Raw genomic sequence first — 18544 nt, 5'->3', positions numbered from 1 at the left:
ATGAGAACGCCTGCCGCGACGAGCCGCTCACTTCTCGTCAATGGTGGGAAACGCGTGGAACAGAACGGTGATGTGTCTGGCGCCAGGCAGCGGTTGTTCCCCCTCGTCCAGCTGCCATCGTTTGAGCAGAGCCATGTAATCCTCGCCGAACTGGACGAGTTCCTCGGCGGTGAGTGTGACAGCGGCGAGCGAGTGCTGGGAGGCTTCTGCGAACTCCCCGAAGGAATCCGAGGCCGCCAGAAAGTTCCGCAACGCGTCGTCCGCCTGCTCGAGCCAGGCGAGAAAAACCTCCTTGACGGCGCCCGCGGTCTTCGAGTCCGCCGTTCGCCTGGGGATGCGGAGGTCTTGCGGGGGAGCCCGCCAGTACCGGCGACGTCCCGTCGACCGGGAAGTGTCCTCCTCGATGAAGCCGTAGCGCGCCAACTGGCGCAAGTGGTAGCTGGTGGCACCACGGTCCGCGCCGAATTCGGCGGCCAGCTCCGCGGACGTGGCTGGTCCGGAGCGCTGGAGCCAGGCGAACATCTGCTGGCGGAGTGGGTGGGCCAGAGCTTTGAGCGAACCGATGTCGCTCAGTTCTCGAGGCGAAGAATCGGGCATCAACACAAGATAACCACTGACGTTGCTCTCGTCCCCACTGGAGACGGCGGACTCTCGTAGCTTCGGAGCGGAGTCCCGAACAGATCACAGGGCATCCACGGGTCTCCGCCCAGGCCGACCCCGGAGCGAGGTCCAGCTGCTCTCACACCGGGAGGGGCCAATCGGCAAGGTCGTCCCCGTGAGCATGGATCAAGGCCAGGACGATGCGTTCGAGGCCGAAGGCGGTGCAGGAGCTGTGCGCCGGACCTTGGTCGAGGAAATCGATGCCGAAACGGCGGCCAAGGTGATCCTTGTGGTTGTTAGCGGAGGCGATGGCCGTTCCTGGATCGTCATCGAACAGCGGCGCCACGAATTCGTACTTCAAGTGTTGCTCCACCTGACTGGACCTGATGAATCGGCTGCCCGGGCCGAAGAACGGGTCACTCGCCACCTGAACCGAGACCTTCAGCCCGAGACGCGCGAACAGTTCTTCGCAACGTTCCATCCACTTCTGCCGCCATTCCAGTAGCGCGGTGTCGTCGGCGACCATGACGAATTCCCTCATACGGAAGGAGCGGAAGCGACCGAGTTCGCTGGTGGCCTCATGGCGGTAGCAGTGGCCCGCGACGTCGAACTGACGGGCTTCCGCAAGGTGCCGGTCGGCGAGGTGCGCGTAGACGCCATAGCAGACCGCCGGCGCCAGAACGACGTCGGTCGGTCCTCGGTTCCCTTCGTCGAGCGCGTCTTTCTCCGAGGTTTCCGCCTCCAGCGCATGCACGGTGCCGAGGAGATGGGGGAACGACTCGGCGTACTCGGCGCGTTCGATCACTGCTTGCGGCACAACCGGAGGCTGCCAGGACGGTCCCGGCGAGCCGGCCGGATCGATCGACGTCAGCGTTGATTGCAACCCTGCCATGACTCTTTCGAATCGCGCAGTGAAAGAGGTCAGTCCGGGCACTGCCGATGGCAGTAGCCAGGTCCCGTCACCACGCTTTCCCAGCGGGTCCGCTCCCGCGTCTCCAGCTTCGCGTGGCATCGCCGACTGCGGCGTCATACGTGTCATCACATTCCTCCGGTGAGCAGGGCAACCTCTCGAAACAAGTACGGCAGGAAGGCTCCATAGGATCCAGGAAGCCCGGAGGAAGCTTTCCTGCCGGTTTCCTTCCGGTTCTTCCGGACGTCCAACGCCGGTGACAGTCGCCGATCGCGCCCACACGGCACCCGGCTCCCTGGGGATGCCAGTCATCAGGCACCTGTAAGGCCGAGCGCTATGTCCCGACAGCGGAGGGCAGTAAAACGGTCGTCGCAGGCGCGGGTATCTGTCGAGTGTGCCAACGCACTTCGGGCTGCAGGGCAAGACCGCGATCGGCTGGTCCGCCTTCGTACTGAGCCCGGAAGCACCGGAATGACACCGGCAGAAAGAGTTGCCTACCGACTTCCTGGATCCTAAGGGGCCGTCCTGCCCTACTAGTCGCAGAGCCGCTGCCCCGTTCGCCGAAGGAGTGTGATGGACGCATGCCGCCACAGACGGCCCCGCGGTGCGGGCTCCAGGGACGCCCGACGGGCGTCCCTCGATTGATCCCCTCGCTGACCCGGCGCGGGGATCGCGGGGCGCGGAGGCCAGCAGCACCCGGTCCTTCAGGGGCGCGTTCCAAGGCCGACCGCTGGCGGCCCGCTGCCGCGCGTCGCGGCGGGATCTGCGCTCTCCCGTCGCAACGCGGGATCAGCTTGTCGAACTGGCCCGGCTCAGCCCGGTGAACTGGCCGACCAGGACGCTTCCGACGCCGTTATGACACCAGCCACAGCAAGAGCATTTTCACCTGTGGCCAGCAGTTACGAGACAGCCCTTAGGGCCGAGGGGTCTCTGCTTCCTTTCGTACACATGGAGATACGAAGCAGAATGGCAATTGACGGAAAGATCGAACCCTCCGTGTGGCGGTTCGGACGCCTGAACTGGCTGCAACAGAATTGGCTGAGAGGGGAACCAGATGATCCGGAGTCCGCTCATGCGAACACCCTCGTCAACCGGCTGCCGCTGACTCGGGTTAGGATTCGCGACCTCTTGGATGTGCTGGCCGCGGTCGTGGCAAGACATGAATCGCTGCGCACCGTGGTGACGTATGACCAGGCGGGTGTCGGCATGCAATCGGTCCAGGAAGCTCCGCATTCCCCGGCAGATATCGAGCATGTGGTCGAGCTGCTTCCCATCGATGTCAGTCGCCGGCTCGCGGAACTGCGCCAGGCTCCGGCCCTCGATATCCGCAGAGAATGGCCCGTCCGTTTCGTGGTTGGACACGACGGCGGGTACGCGCACGAGGTCTACATCCTCATCGACCACTCCGCGGCGGATGAATGGGGGCTCCAAGTTCTCTCCCGTGACATTCTGTGGGGGCTTGATGTCGGAGTGCACCCATTGCTCGATACCGGCCTAGCAGTTACTCAGCCCCTGGACATGACCCAATGGGAGGATTCGCCATCCGGTATCAAGCGCGGCCGACGAGCCGTGCAATACTGGCGCGAAACATTTCAGGAAATCAGTGACTATATTTCTTTGAGTGGGCGTGCGCAGTCATCGCCACCTGTCGGGAAATGCCGACGGCATGAATTGCATTCGACGCAACTCCATAGCGCGGCCGTGAAAGCCGCCACCCGCTTCAAAGTGTCAAAAGAGTCGGTATTCCTGTGTGCGTTCGGGTGGGCACTTTCCCTGATGCACGACTCGGAGGTCATGGGTGTGGTGGGCCTGCACTGCAACCGGTTCTTCGAGCCTGAATTGCGGTCTGTGTCCTTGCGTTACACCGGAGCTCCGGTGGCGATCTCGGCGCCGCGGACGAACAGCGCCGAGACTTTGGTGCGACGTACACACGCTCAACGGCTGAAGTCCATGTCCGTGGGATACGCGCCCCCCCACGGCTTGGACGAAGTCATCGAGGAAGTGCTTCCAGAGGCGTCGTCCACGGCAGTCTGCGGCGCGCTGTTCAACTACACCGAACACGACTCACTTCTTGAGTCGTCGAAGGCCGACGCCCCGTCCTGCTCTGTTGGCGAGAACGACCGCATCGTGGTCGGCGATGACGAAATCCTGCGCGGGCCCTCTCTGATGTTGAGGGTGCGTTCGAGTGGCGACGCATCGGAAGTGCAGCTACAGAGCAGAGCCGATTCAGGGGTGTTCGCTCAGGAGGAGAGGCTCCTGAAGCTGATATCCGGTTCCGTCTACTGGATGGCGTCGGGCGCCGACTGGTCAGCGTTTCCTCGCTCTGTCTGACTTGCCCCATCCTATTCCCTGGGAGTTGCCGTGCGTCCCAAGCTCGCAGTTGTGATTCCGATATACAACGCAAAACCATACCTCGAGGAATGTCTGAGGTCTGTCGCGGATCAGCACTTCTCCGATCTGGATGTCATCCTGGTCGATGACGGATCCACGGACGAAAGTGTACCTATTGCTCGTAGATTTGTTGCCGAGGACAAGCGATTTCGGCTCTTTGTGCAGTCGAGCAGAAAAGGTCCGGGGGCTGCTCGAAATATCGGACTGAGGCAGATTTCGGACAGTGTGGACTATTTTTCCTTCGTCGACTCCGATGACGTCCTGCCGCGGAATGCCTATTCTGCTTTGCTGGCTTCCATCGAGTCCAGCAACTCCGACATGGCGGCTGGAAACGTTCATCGTTTCGATTCCTTTGGGAGCTATCAGTTCGAGAAGCACATCCACGACTTCGGTGATCTCAAGGTGCGGACCAACATATTCGAGACCCCTGGCCTCTTCATGGACCGAACGGTATGGAACAAGGTCTATCGCCGTACCTTCTGGGAGAAGCAGAGGCTCTTCTTCCGGGAAGGTCTGCTCTACGAGGACGCACCATTTGTCGTCCCCCTCTACTGCTTGGCCGAATCGGTGGACATCGTCAATGAAGTCGTCTATCTCTGGCGCATCAGAGAGGGGGGTGCTCCGTCCATAACTCAGCAGAGAACCGTCTCCGGAATGGCGGACAGATTCACCGCGATCGATCTCGTTCGAACATTCTTGAAGAGTGGTACCGCCACGGCAGACGGAATGCTCCTATCTTATGACAGGAACCTCCTACAGGAGGAGGTCCCGCTGTTCTTCGATGAGTTCGTGGAAGAGGACGAGGATTACCGCTGCGAGTTCGTGAAGCGAGCGGCCGAACTGTTGGATGATTTTCCTACGCAGCTGTTCGCTGGGATTCCTCAGGAACTGCGAAACGTGTATTCCGCGATCGTATCCGGGCGAGCCGGCGACCTGGTCGGATTGCTTCAGCCCCTACTCGAGGATGCTGCATGGCGCGATCGGCTGTTTATGTCCACGGCGCGGCCACGCGGCCTCTGATCGGCGGCATGTGAGCCCGACGTGTGAGTCATCCGGCACGACAGAGCCCCTCGGCCGCCGGTGCGATGAGTGAGGTCACCGCGCCGACGACGAGGGGCTCTGTCACGCCTCACCTTGGGGTCAGCCGTTTACCTGTTCTGCATAAGCTGGATTGGACGCAGCCTCACTGAGCCCGCTAAAGACTGTCCCGCAATGATCAATTGAGTCGAGACGGTCAGCATCGGGGACGGCCCCCTCGGGCCGGTCTATCCGGCGAGCGCGAGGTTGTGCAGGCGGGCAATGCCAAGCATGGCGTGATGAACACCGTCTCCCTTCAATCGGCAGTCGCGGAGGATCTTCCAGCTCTTCATGCGGGCGAAGGCGTGCTCGATGCGGGCGCGGACCTTGCGGTGTGAGCGGTTGTGCTCCTCTTTCCAGGCCGGGAGTTCGGCCTGGCCGGGTTCGCGGCGGTGCGGGATCACCAGGCCAGTGCCGCGGTAACCCCCGTCGGCGATCACCGTGGCGTTGCCGACGGCGGCCTTCGCTCCGGACAACTCCCATGCCCTGCAGTCGTTGCGGTTGCCAGGCAGTGGGCGGCCAACCGCGACGACCAGCCGTGTATCAGCGTCGATGACGACCTGGTGGTTGGTGGAGTACCGATAGTTCTTCGACTGCTCGGCCACCGCATGGTCACGCGTGGGCACCAAGGTGCCGTCCACGATGAGCACGGTGCCCTTGCGGAACCGGAGGCGCGGCCGCAACGCGAGCAGCGGTGCGAGGCGGTCGATGATGCGGTCGGCCGCAGACTTCGAGATGCCGAACAACGGCGCGAGCTGGCGCAGCGTCAAGTTCGTGCGCCAGTACGCCGCGACCAGCAGGACGCGGTCCTCCAGGGGCAGGCTCCACGGCCGGCCTCGACGGACCGCGTCCGCTCCCTCACGGCGCAGGGCGGTCACCAGCTTGCCGAAGCAGCGCGGGCTCAGCCCGGTGAACGGGCCTATCCAGGACGGCTGTGACGCCGTGATCACTGCTCCCAGGTCAAGATAGTCCCACTACCCCAGAGCCCAGCGTTACGAAGATCAGTACTTGCCAGAATTCTGTTGGGCGGTCTCGTCACCGGCCGGTACCGTGCGACGCAGGACCAAGGGGGATGAGCTCGTGCGCCCAGTGCTGTTGGTGGATGTGGACGGACCACTGAACCCGTATGCCGCGAAGCCGCACCGTCGGCCCGAGGGCTATCAGACACACCGCCTGCTGACTCCTCGCTGGGAGGCCGCTGAGCGCCGCCGACTGACTGAGTGGGGGCTGTCGAACAAGCCCGTGAAGCCGCTGCGGGTGTGGCTCAACCCGGATCACGGCCCGGCGCTGGACACGCTTCCCTTCGACCTGGTGTGGGCGACAACGTGGGAGGAAGAAGCCAACGCCTTCGTCGCGCCAGTCCTGGGATTGCCCGAACTGCCCTACATTGCCTGGCCCTCGCCGAGACCCGAGCCCGGGGGCGGTGTGTTCTGGAAGACGCCTGAGATCGTCGCCTGGGCGAAGGGCCGTGCGTTCGCCTGGGTCGACGACGAGATCACAGAGGCGGATCGTACCTGGGTGAAGCAACACCACGACGGTCCCGCCCTCTTGCACCGGGTCGACCCGCGACGCGGCCTTGCCATCGACGACTTCGTCACGCTGACGGCATGGGCAACCTGCCTCGATTGATTCCGCAGCCGGTCGACACCCGGCTGCGACGCTGTCCTTCGTGATCGTTTGCGGGACAAGTCTTAGCCCGCCGCTGCCGCCGGTTTGAACGCGGTCGCGGGCGTCACCACTGCGACTCCCACAGCCCCGTCCGGATCCACAGCCATGACTAGGCCGGCCGACTCTGCTCCGCTGTCCTGCGCCCTCATCATCTCGACCAGCTCCGCCAGTTGGAGGCTGCCGTGCGCGCTGTAGCAGTCGCCGATGCGGCCTTCACTGCACAGTTGACGGGCACCGGGCAGCGACCGCAGCACATCGCGCTGGGCCTCGTCCACCGCGGGGACACCCGTCTCGCGTATCGCGGCGAGCACCACGTGCTCAGGACGGGTCCCGGCAGACCGCAGTGCCGTATGGACCACCTCCGCCAACGCGTCGGCATGCGTGGGGTCCACCGCACGGACCACGATGGCACCGAGCCGTGCGAGGGGCGCGCGTCCGGCCGCTTGGGCCGTCTCCTCGCGCTCCACTACGAACATCGCCGCTCCCTCGCCGGGCGAGACGGTGGCCAGCGCGGAGGCCGCCCACCACATCATCGGCTCGGACAGTTCGTCGGACGCCCCGACCAGCACTGTGTCAGCGTGTTCCGCACGCAGCGTCACCTCGGCGTGGCGGAGCGCGGCGACACTGGAGAGTGGTCCGCCAGCCACGGTGGAGTTGGCACCCCGCGCGCCCATGCGGATGGCAAGGGCCCCGGCGGCGGTGTTCAGGGCGATGTTGGGTGTGCACGCCGCGTTTACCAGATCGGGTCGCCTACGGTCGAAGGTGGGCACGCCGAAGTCGTAGACCCCGGAGAGACTTCCCAGCGTCGTACCGACAGTGATGCCGACGGCGTTCCGGTTCTCCTCAGTGATGCTCAGGCCGGCATCAGCGGCGGCCGCCTCGCAAGCTGCCATCGCCAGGAGCGTGGAACGATGGCTGAAACGGATCGCGCGTCGGCCGAACAAGGCTTCCGGGTCAAACGACGACACGCGGTGAGAAGGGTGGCCATCGACGGCACCGTCGCTGGCGGCCTCCTCCGGAGCGATCGTGGCCATTCCTGTGATGACTATGTGCGTCATGGGGCGCTCCCGAAAAGGCTTACCGCGTTGTTGCCGCCGAATGCGAAACCGTTGTTCTGCGCGACACGCACGGGGGCTGACCTGCTCGCGTTAGGCACCAGGTCCAGCTTCGCCAGGCGTGGGTCGGTGACGGCGTGGTTGATGGTGGGTGGCAGAAATCCCATGGAGACACTCAGCGCGCTGGCGATGGCTCCGAAGCCGCTGGCCGCCCCCATCGTGTGGCCCAACATGGACTTGATGGAACTGATCGGTGGCGGGTTCTCGCCGAAGACGTCGAACACCGCCTGAGATTCCACCAGGTCATTGGTCACAGTGCCGGTGCCGTGCGCACAGATGTAGTCGATCTGCTCCGGTGCCACGCCCGCTCGACGATGGGCCTCACGCATGCACCGGGCGATGCTGTCTCCGTCCGGAGCCGTAGGATGCTTCGCGTCGCAGGTCATGGCATAGCCCAGGACTTCGGCGTAGACGCGTGCGCCACGTGCCTCCGCGTGCTCGAAGGACTCCAGGACTAGCGCGGCTCCGCCCTCGCCGGGCAGCATGCCGTCCCGGTCCCTGTCGAACGGACGGCACACCTCTGCGGCCACGGCCCCGAGCCTGTGGAATCCCGCGTGGGTGAAGCGGTTGACCGAATCGGCGCCCCCGGCCACCGCCACGTCTGCTTGGCCCATGCTCAGCATGTCGTAGGCATAGCCGAGCGCGTAATTGCTCGCGGCGCAGGCGGTGCCGATGGTCATCGCCTCGCCTCGCGTGCCCAGCTCTCGCGCTGCCGCCAGTGCGAGCTTCGACGCCGGTGCCTGTGCGGCGGTCAGCGGGTCGGGCGGCCCCCAGCCGTTGTGGAGCCAGTTCTCTGTCATGTCTACGAGGGCAGGGATCTCACCGAAGGTCGTTCCGACGACGACAGCGGTCTCCGTGTCCGCCACGTCCAGCTCGGCGTCGTCGACGGCCAGGCGCACGGCAGTTGCGGCCAACAACGAGGTACGGCCCCAGTGGCCGTCGTCCGGTCGCAGCCGTCGAAGATGACGCGACGGCTCGAAATCAGCTATCTCACCCCCGTGGATATGGTGGAATCCGGTGGTGTCGAAGCTCTTGACCGGGGATGTTCCGCACTTGCCGTGGCGGACCGACGAGCTGAACTCCCCTATCCCGATGCCGATGTTCGACACGGGGCCCATGCCTGTTATGACGACTCGGCGGCGCATCAGGTCACCAACCGGCGCTCTCGGCGACGGCCTCGTAGGCGGTCTGCAGGCTGGTCATCAGTCGAGGCATTTGCGACTCGTCGATGGCGATGTCGAAGCGCATTTCGAGCTGGCTCACGAGCTCGATGGCGAGAAGCGAGTCCGCTTCTAGGTCGGTGATGAAGGAGCCGGCGCGTTCGACGTCTTCCGGTTCCACGGAGAAGACATCCGCAGCGATGTCCCGGATCGTGGCGATTCGCAGCGCGGTCTCGTCGCTGACGATCTCTGTCATGGATTCCATCCTTTTCTGGTGAACGATGTCTTCCCGGTGACGAGGTGATCGGGAGTTGCCGTCAGAGGGCGAGGCCCCCGTCGACGCGCAGAATGGAGCCAGTGATATACGAGGCGCGCTGGGAGCAGAGGAAGCAGACCGCCTCGGCCACATGATGCGCAGTGCCGAATCGACCGAGCGAGATACGCTCCGACGCCGCTTTGCGGGCCGTGGCGGGGAGCGTTGATGTCATGTCCGTCTCGATGAGGCCGGGAGCGACCACATTGACCCGGACGCCATAGGGCCCGGCCTCTTTGCTGAGGGACAGAGCGAGCCCGTGCAGACCGGATTTCGAGGCGGCATAATTGGCCTGCCCGCGGTTGCCGCTGAAGGCGGAAACCGAAGACATGAGCACGATCGATCCTCTTCGGTTCTTCATCATCGGTGTGATGACGCCGCGTGCCAGATGGAACGCGCCGTCGAGGTTCGTACGCAGAACCGTGGACCATTCGTCGGGCCGCATCAGCGCCACGCTACGATCCTGGGTTACTCCCGCGCATGCCACGGCGGCTGTCGGCGGCCCGAGGGCTTCCTGGGCAGCCGCCACGAAGTCGCGGACGGAGTCGTGGTCGGCGACATCGACAGCCTCACTGTAGACACTACGTCCCTCGGCCTCGATCAGTTGGGCGGTCTTCTCGGCCTCGGACCCGGCACTGCGATAGCAGAACCCGATGTCGTAGCCGTCCTGTGCCAGGGCGACGGCGACGGCCCGGCCGATGCCGCGGGATCCCCCCGTGACAATAGCGGTGCCCTTGGTCTCGCTCATCTACGCCTCCTTCGGTTCGTCGGGGCTGTCAGACGCGCCGCGGAGTTCACGCATCGTGCGTGGCCAGGCGTGGGTGGCGGCCATGTCCAGCAGCCCCAGATAGTCGTTTGCGAGGCGCCTGGCCGTGTCCGTGGAGAACAACGCGGAGTTGTACTTGAGTTTTCCGGTGACTATGTCTTCGTGTCGGAAGACCTCCAGCGTGAGATCGTCCTGCCCGAGCTGTTGCGAAACGTAGAACACAGACACCTCCAGGCCGGCATGTACGAAGCGCATATCGCTCAGGGACGCGGAGTAGAAAGAGTCCGTCTGGTTCGACGTGTTCGTCGTGATCAGAGCCTGGAGAAGGCCCGTCCGGGCCGGGTCGGGCCTGAGGCGGAGGTCACGTGAAATAAGTGCGAGTGGGTATTCGCGATGCCTCAGTGCGCGCCACAGCTTGTCGGACGTGCGGTGAAGTACCGTTTCGAACGAGTCATTCGGATCAATGGAGACTCGAAAAGGGAGGGTGTTGATGAGACATCCAAAAGATTCTCTGAAGGCTCGGCTGGTCCGCAGGCTCACCGGATAACCGATCACGAAATCTGTCTGGCCCCCGTGCCTATACAGCAGCGCTTGGAACACGCACATGAAGTAGGTGAACTCCGTGACACCTCGCCCCTTGGTATCCTCTTTGAGCCGGGCGGCCAGTTCGGTGGGAAGCGTGAAGGGAATTTCTGAGCCTCGGTACTCGTAAACGGCGGGACGGGGCAGATCCGTCAGAAGGTCCACTCCCGTATCGATGCCGTCTAGCTCGCGCTGCCAGTATGTGCGCGCAGCCGCCGCTTCAGAAGAGGCAAGATACGTCCGCTCTCGTCCCACGAGCGCCTCGAAGTCATTGCCGCCCGCCGCGTCGGCGCAGTCGGCGTCGGACAGTCGGGCGGAGTATGCCGTCAGGACGTCCCGAAATACCAGTCGCTGTGTGACATCGTCTGTTGCTATGTGGTGCGCGACTATGAGCAAGATGTCCGGGGCGCTGGATCCTCTGCGCAGGAGGGTGGCCCGCAGAGGCGTTTCGTGGACGAGATCGAATGGCCTTTCTGCCAGCTCCCGGGCGAAGTTGCGCAGTGCCTCTTCACTCATGTCGGGGACGTTCAGGACATCCAGCGCACCGGTCGGCCGCAATGCTGGGAGCGGAAATCGGCGCACGGATCCGCCGAGGGTTCGGAACACGGAACGGAAGATTTCATGGCGGGCTACAATGGCCTCGATCGCCGATGTCAGAATGGTGATGTCCGCTGGGAAATGCAGATTAAAAGCGCCCGCTACATTGTATGAACCGCTATCCGGTCTTACCTGTTGCAGAAACCACATTGCCTCCTGCCCCGTAGTGATTGGATGGCCGTGGGGCGGTGCGATGCTTCGTTGGTCCGCTGGCAGCTTCATCACCATTCCGTTCATTTCTCCCGTGCGAGCCATCGACATCAGTAGGCCAGCGTGGCTTGGGAATCTCCAGGAATGGGACCGGCAACTGTGTTGCCTGTCTTTGCCTGTCAGACTGCTCCGATCGAGCTGCCGCCGAGTTGCCTGTACCGATCTCCGAGGCGTGCTTATGCTGCTGCGGGACTGCGGAACCCAAAGTGGGTCGATGGCACCCCGTACCGCTCTCAATCTGCCTTTCACGGAGACGCCCGGCCTGAGACGCGCCGCGTCGAAGGCTGTTCACAAGAACGATCTGCCCCGCACTGGTGGCTTTCCGCCGTGCGGAGAACGAGCCGCGCATCCGCTGGGTGACGGACCGGTGTCCCGGAGCCCACCGACGCCCCTTGCGCTCCGACAAGGAGGAGCCCCGAGTGAGTGAACGTGTCATTGCCCCCGTTAGACGAGGCTTTCTCTGCCTCGACTCCCACCCGACGGGCTGCGCCCGGGCCGTGGACGACCTCTGGCGAGCCGCCGCCCCTGTCCCTCCCGTTCACGGACGGGAGGAGGGAGCCGTGGCGCTGGTCATCGGCTCGTCCGCGGGATACGGCCTGGCCGCCACCGTCGCGGGGCTCGCCCGGGCTGGGATCCGCGGCATCGGTGTCTGCTCGGAGCGAGCTGCGACCGACCGGAGAACCGCGTCGGCCGGCTGGTACCGCACCGCAGCCGTCGCCGAACTGGCCCGCCGCCACGGCCGGGACATGGTCTTCCTCAACGGTGATGGGTTCGGCGACGCCCTCAAGGAGCGGGTCGCCGATCTGCTCGACGAGCGATTCGGCGGTCGACTGGACTACCTCATCCACTCGGTGGCCGCGCCCAGACGGACCGACCCGGTGACCGGGAGCACGGAGGCATCGGTGCTCAAGCCGATCGGTGCACCCCACACCACGAAGACACTGCATTTCGCGGCGGATGGGCTGTTCGAGGTCAGGAAGACGACCTTGGAGCGGGCCGAGAGCGGTGAGACAGAGCGGACGGTTGCAATCATGGGTGGTGTGGACTGGGAACGCTGGGTCACTCACCTCCTCGACCGGAGGCTGTTGGCCGACGGCTTCACCACCACTGCGCTCTCGTATGTCGGCTCGCCCGTCACTGCGCCCGTCTACAGGCAGGGAACCATCGGAGCCGCGAAGATCCATGTGGAGAACACGGCGACGCGGTTGAACGAACGCCTGGAGAAGCTGGTGGGCGGCCGAGCCTTCGCCACGGTAAACGGTGTGGCCGTTACTCAGTCCTCCAACGCGATTCCCGGTATTGCTCTCTACCTGTTGCTGCTGCGCGGTGTGCTGGGCGAGGCCATGGTGCCGCCCATCGGTCAGATGTCACACCTGTGGGAGCGGATGACCGGTGGACGGCCGCTCGAGGTCGACAGCGAGGGCCGGGTGCGTGTCGACGCGTGGGAGCTGGACACCGAGGTACAGCGCGCCGTCGAGGAACGCTGGGCCTCCGTCACCACGGACAACCTCGCGGACCTCGCCGACCTCGACTGGTTCCGAGCCGAGGTCGAGCGGCTGTTCGGGTTCGGTATACCAGGGGTCGACTACACCGTGCCGGTCCGCACTGACGTTCCCTGGTCTATCCCGCCAGGTGCGTGACGCGCCGTCGCGCCGGCACGGTGCCGAAGCGCCGACGCGGACACGCGGGGCTTCGGCACTGCACAGGCGCGCGGTGCGGGGCTCCCGGGGAGGGCCGGAAACCCCGCACCGCGTGTCAGCACGCGTCGACGTTCACACCAGCACCGCGCCGCCACCCGTCCGACGGGGCCGGCTACGGCGGTTGTCCAAGTGGACGAACACCCGATGCAGCCAGCGATCGGTCCCGTCATAACGCGGTGTGAAGGCGCCGCGTCCGTGAACGACGAGACGGTTGTCCAGGAACACCATGTCCCCGGGCCGCAGCACGAGACCCGTACGGACGCTCATGAGTGCCACGCGCAGCCGCTCCATCGACACGGCCGCCGTCTCGTCCAGAGCAGTGGTGGCGTAGAAGTCTACGCAAATGTCTGGGTCGTCCGCATCGCCGCTCAGCAGCGGATGCGGAGCCGTGCGGTCCGCCGACCGGAACGAAGGGGGCGCGGCGGTCACGAAACGAGACTCGCGCAGGATAGCCCGGTCCTTGTCCTCCAGCAGCGGAAGGGCTTGGCGGATGGAAGCCACGTATGTGCCGACTCCTCCCTCATGCGCGGGGCGTAGGCACAAGAGACCCACAAAGTCAGGCCGATTGGGGTGGAACGCGTTCTCGGTGTGGAATTCGAGAGGCACGGATCCGCCGTTGCTCTGCGACCGGGACAGGGACCGGATGGGTACCACATTCTGCACCAGGGCACCCTGCTTCTCGTCGCGGTATGCGATGACCTCACCGAGTTGTTGGGCGAGCAGCACGGCGACCGTCGCGGGCGTCGTGGCCGCGCGTTCCACCGAATCGGGCGCATGCGGTGTGGGGGGCAGAACATTCGTCACGATGGGCAGATTGGTGACCGACAGGGTGCCAGCGCTTCCCGCGTCGTGCCGGTAGCGCCTGATCGCCTGGGTCAGCCGGGCGGGTAGCTGACAACTCGCCAGGCGCGCCTGTTCCTGCCATTCAGGGCTGTCCAACGGTGCGGCCCCGTTGTGTACGAAGCCTTGTGCGAGCGCCTCCACGGCGGATCGATCGTCATCGGTGAGCTGCACGCCGAGACTTCGGCCGGGACTGCGGGGCAGCGTGGAGTCCAAGGCGGCGGTCAAGTGCGCCACTCCTTCCCAGGAATCTCATGTCATGCGTGGTGATGAAACAGGCAAGCAGGAGTTTTTGCATCCCTTTGATTTCTTATAGATCATCACAGGAGCCCCATGGTGTTCCAGGAATCCGAATCGGCAATTCCGGGCAGAGGCAGTTGCCGGTCCGGCTGCCTGGTTTCCGGCGGGGGAAAACGCCAGGATCTCCAGCAGACCGTCGAGCGTGACCAGAGATACGGTCCTGGCTGCCTACCATGCCCCATACCTGGCTGCGAGGTGGAATGACCGAGCGGGACGCCCTGGAAACGATGACCGACGCCACCAGGCTTTCCTGTCATACGATCGAGCGCCTGATGTGCGAGATTTGGAGTGATTATTTAGGCTGCCCTGTTTCCCCTGATGACGACTATTACGACCTAGGCGGAGATTCCCTCACGATTGTCGATATCGTGGTTGCCGCGCGAGGGCGTGGAATTCCGTTGCGCAGCTCGGTGGCGTTGCACCACGCAACGCCGGCCCGTCTCGCGGAAAGCCTGACCATCGGCCGCGATGCCTTGTGGAGCCCCACCCCGAGCGGGCTTCCAGCCCTCCTGCCGACCACGGCGAACGGTGCGCTCCCGCACGCCCCCGCCTGGACCCCGGCGGACTCCCGGCCGGTGCCGGTCGTCGGCGGCAGCGCCGAACCCCTTTACATCGTGCACTCCGACAATCACGTCCAGCTAGAGAGGGAAGTGGTGGCGGGTTGGGAAAGCCCGCGCCCGGTGCGGGCCCTGACATTGCCGGGCGGACGAGGTCGGATACCGCCGTACGACGGCATCGGCGATATCGCTGACCGCTTTGTCACGGCTCTGCGAGAAGACCAGAGGGCCGGCGCGTACCGGCTCGTGGGGTTCGGCCAGGGCGCGGTCGTAGCGTTCGAAACGGCGTGCCGCCTTCGAACCGGTGGCGACGTCGTTGAGTTCCTGGCCATGATCGACCCACCACCAGTCGGGTCCGCCGCCGGACGGCCCCGGGGTCTCGACGAGTTGCTGACGGAACGCCTGTCCCTGCTCGCACGGCGCTTCGGTCTCAATGGTGCCGAGAGCCTTGAGGCGGCCCATGCGGGCATGCGCGAGGCTGGATGGTACGACAACCAGGCGGAACCGCGGGACTTGCCCCGCTTGCAGCTCGCCTGGGCAGAACTCGCGCACGCCCTATTCGACTACGAACCGACCGACTACGCCGGCCCGGTGCTCCTCGTCCAGGACGCCATGCACTTGTCGGCGACGGAACAGACCTGGCGGCACGCCGTGAAGGACCTGCGCATACTCCCGCTCGACCACGGCATCGCGTCACCTCGGGCCGTCCTGCGAGACCCGTGCCTGGCGCAGGAGTTGCGAGAGGCACTTATCACATGAGCGAGATACGAACAGCACCGCCTCAGGGACGGCCGGTTTCGAACCGTTGGCTCGCCCGCCCTCGAAGGCCTGCGGACCCGAGGCTGCGGATGATCTGTTTCCCCCATGTGGGAGCCGGGGGAGCGGCCTTCAACGGCTGGCTAGACCGACTTCCGGACGACGTCGAGTTGTGCGCCGTGCGCCTACCCGGTCGAGAGAACCGCATGACCGAACCGCTGTGCCACGACTGGCGAACGCTCCTCGCGGACATTGAGCAGGCGGTGGCTCCTCTGCTCGACCTGCCGTTCGTCCTGGTGGGCCACTGCTCCGGCAGCGTCCTGGCTTACGAACTCGCGCGCCGCCTGCAGGCGGCGGAGAGCCCCACGCCGACCATGCTCGTCCTGTCCTCGACGGAGGGGCCGGCGTTGCGCAGGATCGACGACCCACTGCATCTGCTGCCGACCCGGGAACTGCTAACCCGGGTGGTCGAGTTCGGTGGCACAGCCCAGCAGATCCTCGACGACCCGGACCTCATGACGATGTTCGAGCGCATCCTGCGGGCCGACTACCAGGTGGTCGAGCTGCTCGAGTACTCCTCGGGGCCACCGCTGGACGTGCCCATCACCGTCGTCGGCGGACGCCACGACAGGTTCGTGAGTCATGCGGCCATGGCGGCCTGGGCCACCGAGACCACAAAGGAGTTCTCGCTACATCTGCTCGACGCCGGCCACTACATCCTGAACGACGCCGGTCAGCTCGTCGCGGACATCGTGCGTGGCCTTATGGAAGGGGGGACACGACCGTGAACGACACCCCTTACGTCACACTGCCCACAGCATGGCGGTCGCGCGGGGGCTCGCCCTCGACTGGCAGCGAGACAGTGCTTCCGTACGGCGACCTGCTCGGGGCGCTCGACGCGTGCGCCGCCCTTGTCGGCACACGACTCTACGCCGTGCTGTCGGCCGCCCACGTCAAGGTGCTGAGCACACTCACCGAGGAACGGGTGCTGCGCACCGAGGTCGTCCGGTCCCCGTCGTCCGTGGACGACCTCCGCGTGGACCCGAGCGCCTCGGCCACCTGGCGGGAGCTGACCGCCCAGGTGTCGCGAGCCTCGCGTGGTACGGCTGCGTCCGATGACAGCGTGAGTCGCGGGGTCCTTCACCCCGAGCGTGTGCTCTTCGCCGTCGATGCCGATGCGTCGCGGTACGCCACCGAGCGCTTCGCGGCCGGGCCCTATGGACTGCTCGTGACCGTGCGAGACGACAACCTGGTTCTGCGCGCGGACGGTGCCGCGATGACGGCCCACCGCCTTGAACGGCTCGCGTCGATGTACCGCCGTGTGCTGGAGGAGATGGCGGCAGGAGCCGACGGGGACGCACGGGGCGCATACCTGCCGGAGGCCGAACTGCGCCGAGTGAGCGAGTGGAGCACCGGTCCCGTGATCGACCGTGGGTCGGTCACTGTCGTCGACCTCTTCCAGGACCAGGTCGCCAGGACGCCGGATGCGACGGCTGTCCGAGTGTCCGGGAAGTGCCTGACCTATCGCGAGCTCGACCGGCGGTCGCTGCGGATCGCCCGTCACCTGATCGGGCTCGGCGCCGGGCGGCAGGCCCCCGTGGGCGTGTGCCTGAGACGCTCGGCCGACCTGCTGCCAGCTCTGCTCGGCGTGTGGAGGGCGGGCGCACCGTATCTTCCCCTGGACGCGGACTTGCCCGTGGAGCGGCTGCGTAGGCAGATCGACATCTCCCAATGCCGCATGGTGGTCACGAGTTCGGAGCACGCGCCCCTCCTCGGCGCCTCCGACGAGCTCGTTCTGCTGGACGAACAGCGGGAGGAGATCGACGCGTTGCCCGCGACGCCGATACCTCTCCGGACCGGCCCGACCCATCCGGCCTACGTCATGTACACCTCTGGTTCCACAGGGATGCCCAAGGGGGTGATGGTCCATCACGGCGGACTCGCCAACTACCTGCTGTGGGCCGCGGAGGAGTACGCAGCACGAGGAGAGGGCGGCTCGCCGTACTTCACCTCGATCTCCTTTGACCTCGGCATCCCGAGTCTGTTCGCCCCGCTCCTGACTGGCCAGCCGGTAGTTCTGCTCCCCGATCCGCTGCCGACCGAGGACTTCGGCGCTGCTCTGTCGGCTAGGGCCCCCTACAGCTTCGTCAAGCTGACTCCGGGCCATCTGAATCTGCTCAGTGTGGATCTCGACGCCTCGCAGGCACGTGATCTCGCCGGACTCGTCATCGCCGCGGGCGACGCGTTCCCCGGAGCGCTAGCCCAGCGTTGGAACGATCTCGCGGGGCCGGACGGCACGCCCGTAGCGACAGAGTACGGGCCCACTGAGATAACGGTCGGGAACTCGGGGCAGCGGATCGTCGACCCGGACGTCGCGGGGCTCACTCCACTCGGGGCGCCCATCCCCAACACCTCGATGTATGTGCTGACGGAGCGTCTGGAGCCGGTTCCGGAAGGCGTCCCCGGCGAGGTCTATGTCGGCGGGGCCGGCGTGTCCTGCGGGTACCTGGGCGATTCCGCACTGACCGCGGAGCGTTTCCTCCCGGACCCGTGGGGTCCTGCCGGTGCACGCCTATACCGCACCGGGGACCGCGCGCGCTGGCGTTCGGGTGAGTTGGAGTTCCTCGGCCGCGTGGATCACCAGGTCAAGATCCGGGGGCATCGGGTGGAGCCAGGCGAGGTCAGGGAGACCCTTCGGCGGCACCCCGACGTCGCTGAGGCAGTGGTGGTGTCGTATGAGCGGCCGCCCCGGCCGACACGTCTCGCGGCGTTCGTCGTCACGGTCCCCGGGCGGGTCCTTGACGCACGCCGCCTGCGCTCAGCCCTGGCGGAGGAACTGCCCTCATACATGATCCCGTCGGACATCGTCGCCATCGACGACGTACCCCTGACCACCAACGGAAAGGTCGACATCCGCCTGCTGGCGGACATGGTGTGAGGCGCGCGGCGGTGGCGCCGACCGTGTGATCCCACCGACCCGCATGGTGCCGAAGTCGGCATCG

General features: G+C 65.4%; 16 protein-coding genes. 7 read left to right on the top strand and 9 right to left on the bottom strand.

Annotated features, from left to right (window positions below; all coding sequences use genetic code 11):
- Positions 1–27 precede the first annotated feature (27 nt).
- On the bottom strand, positions 28–597 hold the full coding sequence (locus ABT254_RS24845) for a helix-turn-helix domain-containing protein (RefSeq protein ID WP_351474006.1): 570 nt from the start codon (positions 595–597) through the stop codon (positions 28–30).
- A gap of 142 nt (positions 598–739) precedes the next feature.
- A complete protein-coding gene (locus tag ABT254_RS24840) occupies positions 740–1492 on the bottom strand; it encodes an aminoacyl--tRNA ligase-related protein (RefSeq protein WP_351474003.1) in 753 nt (250 codons plus the stop codon).
- 966 nt (positions 1493–2458) lie between these two features.
- On the opposite strand from ABT254_RS24840, the gene ABT254_RS24835 reads away from it, so the two are divergent.
- Together ABT254_RS24835 and ABT254_RS24830 are read left to right on the top strand one after the other, a co-directional pair.
- The gene (locus tag ABT254_RS24835; RefSeq protein ID WP_351474000.1) at positions 2459–3841 is read left to right on the top strand and encodes a condensation domain-containing protein; all 1383 of its coding nucleotides are present in this window, start codon (positions 2459–2461) and stop codon (positions 3839–3841) included.
- Between the two features lie 30 nt (positions 3842–3871).
- Positions 3872–4921, top strand: a complete 1050-nt coding sequence (locus ABT254_RS24830; RefSeq protein WP_351473997.1) for a glycosyltransferase family 2 protein — start codon at positions 3872–3874, stop codon at positions 4919–4921.
- A 245-nt stretch (positions 4922–5166) separates the two neighbouring features.
- On the opposite strand, the gene ABT254_RS24825 is transcribed toward ABT254_RS24830, so the two are convergent.
- Positions 5167–5937, bottom strand: coding sequence for a transposase (locus ABT254_RS24825; RefSeq protein ID WP_351474123.1), 771 nt, complete (start codon positions 5935–5937; stop codon positions 5167–5169).
- A gap of 130 nt (positions 5938–6067) precedes the next feature.
- Between ABT254_RS24825 and ABT254_RS24820 the strand changes: the two genes are divergently transcribed.
- Positions 6068–6607 carry an HAD domain-containing protein gene (locus tag ABT254_RS24820; RefSeq protein ID WP_351474121.1) on the top strand — a complete coding sequence of 180 codons (540 nt, stop codon included), beginning with the start codon at positions 6068–6070 and terminating at the stop codon, positions 6605–6607.
- Positions 6608–6669: 62 nt separating this feature from the next.
- On the opposite strand, the gene ABT254_RS24815 is transcribed toward ABT254_RS24820, so the two are convergent.
- The 5 genes from ABT254_RS24815 to ABT254_RS24795 form a co-directional block, all read right to left on the bottom strand.
- Positions 6670–7680, bottom strand: a complete 1011-nt coding sequence (locus tag ABT254_RS24815) for a beta-ketoacyl synthase N-terminal-like domain-containing protein (RefSeq protein ID WP_351473994.1) — start codon at positions 7678–7680, stop codon at positions 6670–6672.
- 20 nt (positions 7681–7700) lie between these two features.
- On the bottom strand, positions 7701–8906 hold the full coding sequence (locus tag ABT254_RS24810; protein WP_351473991.1) for a beta-ketoacyl-[acyl-carrier-protein] synthase family protein: 1206 nt from the start codon (positions 8904–8906) through the stop codon (positions 7701–7703).
- Positions 8907–8910: 4 nt separating this feature from the next.
- Positions 8911–9177: an acyl carrier protein gene (locus tag ABT254_RS24805; protein WP_351473988.1), complete on the bottom strand. Its 267-nt coding sequence runs from the start codon at positions 9175–9177 to the stop codon at positions 8911–8913.
- 61 nt (positions 9178–9238) lie between these two features.
- Entirely contained in the window at positions 9239–9982 is a 744-nt protein-coding gene (fabG, locus tag ABT254_RS24800) for a 3-oxoacyl-ACP reductase FabG (protein WP_351473985.1), read from the bottom strand.
- A complete protein-coding gene (locus ABT254_RS24795) occupies positions 9983–11416 on the bottom strand; it encodes a condensation domain-containing protein (RefSeq protein WP_351473982.1) in 1434 nt (477 codons plus the stop codon).
- A gap of 392 nt (positions 11417–11808) precedes the next feature.
- Here ABT254_RS24795 and fabV point away from each other — a divergent pair, with 392 nt between their 5' ends.
- Positions 11809–13029 (top strand): enoyl-[acyl-carrier-protein] reductase FabV, encoded by a 1221-nt coding sequence (gene fabV / locus ABT254_RS24790; protein ID WP_351473979.1) that lies wholly within the window; start codon positions 11809–11811, stop codon positions 13027–13029.
- Between the two features lie 132 nt (positions 13030–13161).
- On the opposite strand, the gene ABT254_RS24785 is transcribed toward fabV, so the two are convergent.
- The gene (locus tag ABT254_RS24785; RefSeq protein ID WP_351473976.1) at positions 13162–14157 is read right to left on the bottom strand and encodes a TauD/TfdA family dioxygenase; all 996 of its coding nucleotides are present in this window, start codon (positions 14155–14157) and stop codon (positions 13162–13164) included.
- A 272-nt stretch (positions 14158–14429) separates the two neighbouring features.
- Here ABT254_RS24785 and ABT254_RS24780 point away from each other — a divergent pair, with 272 nt between their 5' ends.
- Genes ABT254_RS24780 through ABT254_RS24770 form a run of 3 tightly spaced genes read left to right on the top strand, consistent with a single transcriptional unit; the run spans position 14430 to position 18480 of the window.
- Entirely contained in the window at positions 14430–15545 is a 1116-nt protein-coding gene (locus tag ABT254_RS24780) for a thioesterase domain-containing protein (protein WP_351473974.1), read from the top strand.
- Positions 15542–16330 carry a thioesterase II family protein gene (locus ABT254_RS24775; RefSeq protein ID WP_351473972.1) on the top strand — a complete coding sequence of 263 codons (789 nt, stop codon included), beginning with the start codon at positions 15542–15544 and terminating at the stop codon, positions 16328–16330. Before ABT254_RS24780 ends, ABT254_RS24775 begins: the two co-directional genes overlap by 4 nt.
- Positions 16327–18480: an amino acid adenylation domain-containing protein gene (locus ABT254_RS24770; RefSeq protein ID WP_351473969.1), complete on the top strand. Its 2154-nt coding sequence runs from the start codon at positions 16327–16329 to the stop codon at positions 18478–18480. Before ABT254_RS24775 ends, ABT254_RS24770 begins: the two co-directional genes overlap by 4 nt.
- The last annotated feature ends 64 nt before the right edge of the window (positions 18481–18544 follow it).

Source organism: Streptomyces sp. NPDC001137 (assembly GCF_040298885.1).
In the GTDB taxonomy this organism is placed as follows: domain Bacteria; phylum Actinomycetota; class Actinomycetes; order Streptomycetales; family Streptomycetaceae; genus Streptomyces.
This window is presented reverse-complemented; position numbering and strand designations above follow the sequence as displayed.